Annotated in this window: 5 protein-coding genes; all 5 read left to right on the forward strand. The window is 25.7% G+C overall.

Going from position 1 to position 6000, the window contains the following annotated elements:
* Positions 1-91 precede the first annotated feature (91 nt).
* The 5 genes from I2E98_RS13755 to I2E98_RS13775 all read left to right on the forward strand — a co-directional run bounded on the left by I2E98_RS13755 (position 92) and on the right by I2E98_RS13775 (position 5429).
* Entirely contained in the window at positions 92-412 is a 321-nt protein-coding gene (locus I2E98_RS13755) for a DUF3784 domain-containing protein (protein ID WP_195469463.1), read from the forward strand.
* 109 nt (positions 413-521) lie between these two features.
* On the forward strand, positions 522-1277 hold the full coding sequence (locus I2E98_RS13760) for an AIM24 family protein (protein ID WP_195469464.1): 756 nt from the start codon (positions 522-524) through the stop codon (positions 1275-1277).
* A gap of 181 nt (positions 1278-1458) precedes the next feature.
* On the forward strand, positions 1459-1767 hold the full coding sequence (locus tag I2E98_RS13765) for an MGMT family protein (RefSeq protein ID WP_195469465.1): 309 nt from the start codon (positions 1459-1461) through the stop codon (positions 1765-1767).
* Positions 1768-1960: 193 nt separating this feature from the next.
* A complete protein-coding gene (locus I2E98_RS13770) occupies positions 1961-3538 on the forward strand; it encodes an AAA family ATPase (RefSeq protein WP_195469466.1) in 1578 nt (525 codons plus the stop codon).
* 211 nt (positions 3539-3749) lie between these two features.
* On the forward strand, positions 3750-5429 hold the full coding sequence (locus tag I2E98_RS13775; protein ID WP_195469467.1) for a hypothetical protein: 1680 nt from the start codon (positions 3750-3752) through the stop codon (positions 5427-5429).
* The last annotated feature ends 571 nt before the right edge of the window (positions 5430-6000 follow it).

A 6000-nucleotide genomic window follows, 5' to 3' on the forward strand; every position in this document is an offset into this window, starting at 1 on the left:
TGTGTAAAATATTTGAAAAGAAGTATAAAGTAGGTTATAATAAGTTATATAAAACCATATACTTAAATATAATTTATTATGAGGTGATTTTATGATTGGCAAAATAATAATGATTGTTATGTTTATATTTCTTGGTACTATGTTATTATTGGGGAAATGTTCATTTTTGATAGCAGGATTTAATACTCTGAGTAAAGAAGAAAAAGAAAACTATGATGTATTAGCGTTATGTAAATTTATGGGGAAATTTATGTTTATGATTGTTTTTTGTATTTTTTTACTCATATTAAGTGATATTTTTATGATGAAAGTATTATTTATGATTGGAATAACGTTAAATATTATTTCATTAATATTTGTAATAATATATGTGAACACAGGAAACAGATTTCAAAAGAAAAAAATAAGATAATATGTGTAATTTATTTTTATGTTGAATATTAATAATTTAGTCTAATAGAACTTAAAATTAAAATATATATTAAGTCTTAAAAATAATAAAGGGCATATGGAGGTAGAGTATGATTACGTGTAAAAATTTATATGATAATAAAAATGTAGAAATTATTGATTCTAAAGGTGGAGTTAAGGTTCTTGAATATAAGAAAGATTTAAGTGTTAATGTTGCAAGTGCAATTAATGCATATTTTGCTTCAGAAATGAATGTTAGAAAGAGACAAGTTTTAATTGAATTAAATGGAAATGCATATACAATAAGTGCTGGATCAATGCAATGGACAGCAGGAAGTGTAAAAATGGCCGCTGATGTTAAAGGTATAGGAGATTTTTTTGGTAAAGCTATTTCATCAAAAGTAACAAAGGAATCTGCAATTAAGCCTAAATATGAAGGAAATGGATTATTAGTGCTAGAACCTACTTATAAACATATACTTCTTGAGGATGTTGCTGAATGGAATGGATTAGTACTTGATGATGGACTTTTCCTTGCTTGTGAATCTAAAATTAAGCAGAAGGTAGTAGCAAGAACTAATATTTCTTCAGCAATGCTTGGAAATGAAGGGTTATTTAATTTATGTCTTGAAGGAGAAGGGGTAGCTGTATTAGAAAGCCCTGTTCCAAGAGATGAACTTATAGAAATTAATTTAGAAAATGATGAAGTTAGAATTGATGGTAATTTTGCTATTGCATGGTCTAAATCTTTAGATTTTAGAGTTGAGAAATCTAGTAAAAGTTTAGTGGGTTCAGCTGTTTCAGGTGAAGGGTTTGTCAATGTATATCGTGGAACAGGAAAAATTCTTATGGCACCTATAGCTTAATATAAAATATAAGAGATTATTTTTAAAAGGTATTTGGAGAGATGATTGATATTAGCTCTCCTTTTTTAGTTAAAGACAACCTCTTGTATAAATTGAATAGTTGTTTAAAAATAAGTGAAAACTAAATATTAAAATATAATAATATCTTAAACTAAGTCTTTATATTATAGGTGAATAATATATGAAAAAAGTTATTAATGAGGAATTAATTTATGAAATACTTTCTGTTGTAGAGGAAATTCCAGAGGGAAAAGTAGCTACATATGGACAAATTGCCAGACTTATTGGCAGAGATAAAAATGCACGTCTTGTTGGAAGGGTTCTTAGTTATTCAGAATTTTATGGGAAATATCCATGTCATCGTGTAGTCAATTATTCTGGTAGGCTTGTACCAGGATGGAAGGAGCAAAGATTTTTGTTATTAGATGAAGGGGTATTTTTTAAGAATGAAAATCATGTTGATATGAAGAAATGTCAGTGGGATTGTTAGGAGAGGTATATAAGAAGAGTTGATTTTTGATAACGATTAGTTTTTAAATTTTAAAACCCCCGAGAGTCTTTGAGAGTGACGAAGTCACTCTTTTGCTATTATGGGGATAAAAACTATAAAATAAGTCAATGATTTAAAAGAGTCATTGGCTTATGTTATAATTATTATAGTTATTAATGAGAAGAAAGTAATTATGAAGGGAGATGAAAAGGTGACTATATATTTGAATACAACTAATCCTTTAGAAAATTATAGAGAACTTCTAAATGAAGAATATTTTGTTGATAAATCATCTATAATAGAAATATTAAATAAGAGATTATTCACAAAAAGTAAATATATATGCTTAACTAGGCCTAGGAGGTTTGGAAAATCATCAGTTGCTCATATGTTAGGTGCTTATTATAGTAAAGCTGTAGATTCTAAGAATATTTTTGATAATCTTAATATTAGTAAATCAGAGTCTTATATAGAACATTTAAATAAATATAATGTAATTAGTATAAGCTTTAATAGGTTATCCGATATTGGAAATACCTATGATGATTATATAAATAGAATAAAGATTAATTTAAAAGAAGATATTAAAGAAATATATCCACATATAAATGTAGATAAATATTTATCTATAAGTGATTTATTAGAATGTTTAAATGATAAATTTATATTTATAATAGATGAATGGGATTATATTTTTAATAATAATCTTTTTGAAGAAAATCAAAATGATTTTTTAGAGTTTTTAAGAAATATTTTAAAAGATCAACCTTATGTTGCATTATGTTATATGACAGGAGTTTTACCTATTAAAAAATATTCTAGTGGTAGTGCTCTTAATATGTTTGATGAATATACATTTTTAAAAGATAGAAAATTTGGAGAATATTTTGGTTTTACAGAAGAAGAAGTACTAGAGTTATGCAAGAAAAATAAAAATATGGATTTTAAAGAATTGGAAAGCTGGTACAATGGTTATTTAACAGCTGCAGGAATAAGAATTTATAATCCACGTTCAGTAGTAAAAGCGCTTCAAAATAATTATTGTGAAAGCTATTGGACAAATACTGGAGCTATGGATGAAGTTGCTGAATACCTAAAATATAACACTTTGGATATTTGTGATGATGTAATAAAAATGGTTTCTGGCGAGGAAATTGATATAACAATAAATGAAGAGTTTAGAGCTGGCCAAAGAACACCTAGAACAAAAAAGGAAATTTATTCAGCAATGATAGTACTTGGGTTTTTATCATATTATGATGGATATTTAAAGATTCCTAATAAAGAGCTTATGCAAGAGTTTGAGAAAGCTTTGGAAGATGAATCTTTTGGATATGTTTCAAAGATAATAGAAAACTCAAGAAAAATGTTAAAAGCAACAGTAAATGGAGACACAAAAACTGTAGAAGAAATTCTTCATGACATTCATAATTCAGAAATACCAATACTTCAATATAATGATGAAAATAGTTTATCTTGTGTTTTAACATTAGCATATTTAAGTGCTAGAGATATTTATAGAGTTGAAAGAGAAGAAAAAACAGGTAAGGGATATGCAGATTTTACTTTTCATCCTAGACGAAAAAATGATATTCCTTTTATCGTAGAATTAAAAAAGGATGTATTACCTGAAGTAGCTATAAATCAAATTATTGAAAAAGAGTATGTTGAAAAGTTTAAAAGAGAAAATGAAGGTAAGAAGGTATTAGCGGTGGCAATATGTTATGATTCGAAGAATAAGAGTCATAGTTGTAGAATAGAAAATATATAATGAGATGGAGTTTTAAGATTTTGAAGGTTATGATAACAGTTAGTTTTTTGCTAGCTGTTATTTTTAGTATTTAGAATGATTTAATAGTTATATTGGAAAATAATCAATATAGAAAGTAAAGAACAACTTTCTCAAATAAAAGAATTATACTTTAATAATTCAAATTGCTAGTTTATAATAAAGCAATCAGTATTAAAGTTGGAGGGTTAATATGAAAGAATTAATTAAAAAACTAGAGAAAAATAAGGAAATACAACTACTATTAAAATCATTTGAGGAAGAGTTTGAAAACAATTTTGAAATAGCTGATGACATAGATGAATTTTCAATGATAACTTATAGAGATACAATATTTAGAATATGGTTATTTTCACCAATTGTAGAAGGTACATATATGTCACCATATTACATAATTAATAGAATTGCACAAAGTTATAAAAAAGGTGATTATTCAATTGCTCCACATATTAAAATTATAATAAAAGCTAATAATATTAATTTTGAAACTAAGTGGAATATTTACTCTAAAGTTGAAAATCCGGTTATGGATGATTTAAATAAATTAGCAAAACATTGCAATCCAACTATTGTGAAAAGAGAGAGTAATAGGTTTGTTATAGATGGTGGAGAAACTTTTATAGATGAAATAAGCTATAGAAGTGGATATTATATAGATTATTTATTAGAGTTATCATTAAAACTTAATATAATAAAAGAAATTAAATCTATAGGTTGTCAATGTTATCAGCTTAGCGAACTATATAGTAATTATGATAGTTTAAGTAATGAAGAAAAAATAAATAAAATAATAAAAGCTAGTATTGAAATATCAAATAAAAATCTAGAGGAAAAGTGTAAAATTAAAAACTCTAATATAGAAATAGATTTATTAAAGAATGATGTTTCTTATGAAGACTATGATAAATATATGGCAGAGATAGTTAGGTATTATGAAGAAATTTATAATAATATAAGTAACTTAACTAATATAGGGAATATTGAAATAATGGAATCAATAAAAAGCTTAACACAAGAAAAGGTCACAAATATGATGGCCAATAAAGACTTTTCAGTGTTTTTTGATATTAATTTTACTATTATATTTGGATATTATCTTGGAATTATAAACCCTATATATGAGGGACCTTTCTTTATAGAAATATTTAATAAAATAATGCAAGTGTTAATTAGAGAAGAAAATGTATTAAATGGTTTATTTAATTTACAAATTGCACATAATCTTACTCCATTTGGAATGAAGGTTTTAGAAAAGACAGTTGATAAAAATATAGAAAATAGTTTTAAAGATATTCCAATGGATCTTATGAATAATGGTATTAATTTTTATATAGAAAATAAAGAAGAGATATTGGAAGAATATATGGATATGTTTGAAGGTATGAATAATAATTTTAATGCTATGGTCTTTGATTTTGATGAGGATGATGATTACATAGATGATGAGGACATGACAGTAGATTTATTTGGTGAACATATGTCAAGAGAGATAGTAAAACATTTAGTAGATTTTTATGAGTATTTATTTATGAATAAAAAGTTAAAAGAAAAAACAGCTGACAAGCATTGTGAAAATGTTGAGTTGTATATAAGTGACTATCTTAATATGAGGAGTTTAGAAGATTTAAATAGAGTTACAAAGAATTCAATGCACATATTTATGCTAGATTGGTTTATTCCAAATGTTGCAACAAGTGCAAGTAATGTTAGGAGTCAATTAACATCATTAAGCCAGTACATAAAGTTTTTAGCTGATAAAGGTTTTGTAGATAAAAGTTTATTACAAGACTTTAAAGAGATTTCAAAAAATAAAGAGAATTATGTAGATTATTTCGATGAATATATATATGGAGATGATGGAGATATATTTTAATTTCCACGAAAATTTTAAAGCCCTTAGGAGTCTTTGAGAGGAGCAAAGCCACTCTCTTGTATAATAAGGAAATGGGGCAAGGAGCCTGCATCTTTTAAGTAGATGGAGTGGATTAAGAGGTATATGGGAAGTAGGGAAATTGGTGATTTAATTAAGGGGGAGGCTCATTATATATTGAATAGATTGTTTAATAGTGAGGGAAGTTTAGGGGGATAAAAACTATAAAATAAGTCAATGATTTAAAAGAGTCATTGGCTTATTTTATAATTATTATAGTTATCAATGAGAAGAAAATTATTAGATTAATAAAGAGAGGAAATTAGATGAGAAGTTGTAATAAAAAAGAATTAGAGTTTACGGTATTTATCATAAATAAGCTTTCAGATTATCTAAAAAAGTCAGTTCATGAAATTTATGTTTAGCACAGACTAATAGTATTCCAAATAATATTTAAAAATTCTTCCACCCAGTATTTTCTAATACTTATATACACACTATAATAGTGCAAAAATACTTGAATAATTTTACAACTGAATAAAATAAAAAAACATTTATGATAAATCCTTGCTAT

The organism is Clostridium sp. D43t1_170807_H7 (genome assembly GCF_015555905.1).
In the GTDB taxonomy this organism is placed as follows: domain Bacteria; phylum Bacillota; class Clostridia; order Clostridiales; family Clostridiaceae; genus Clostridium.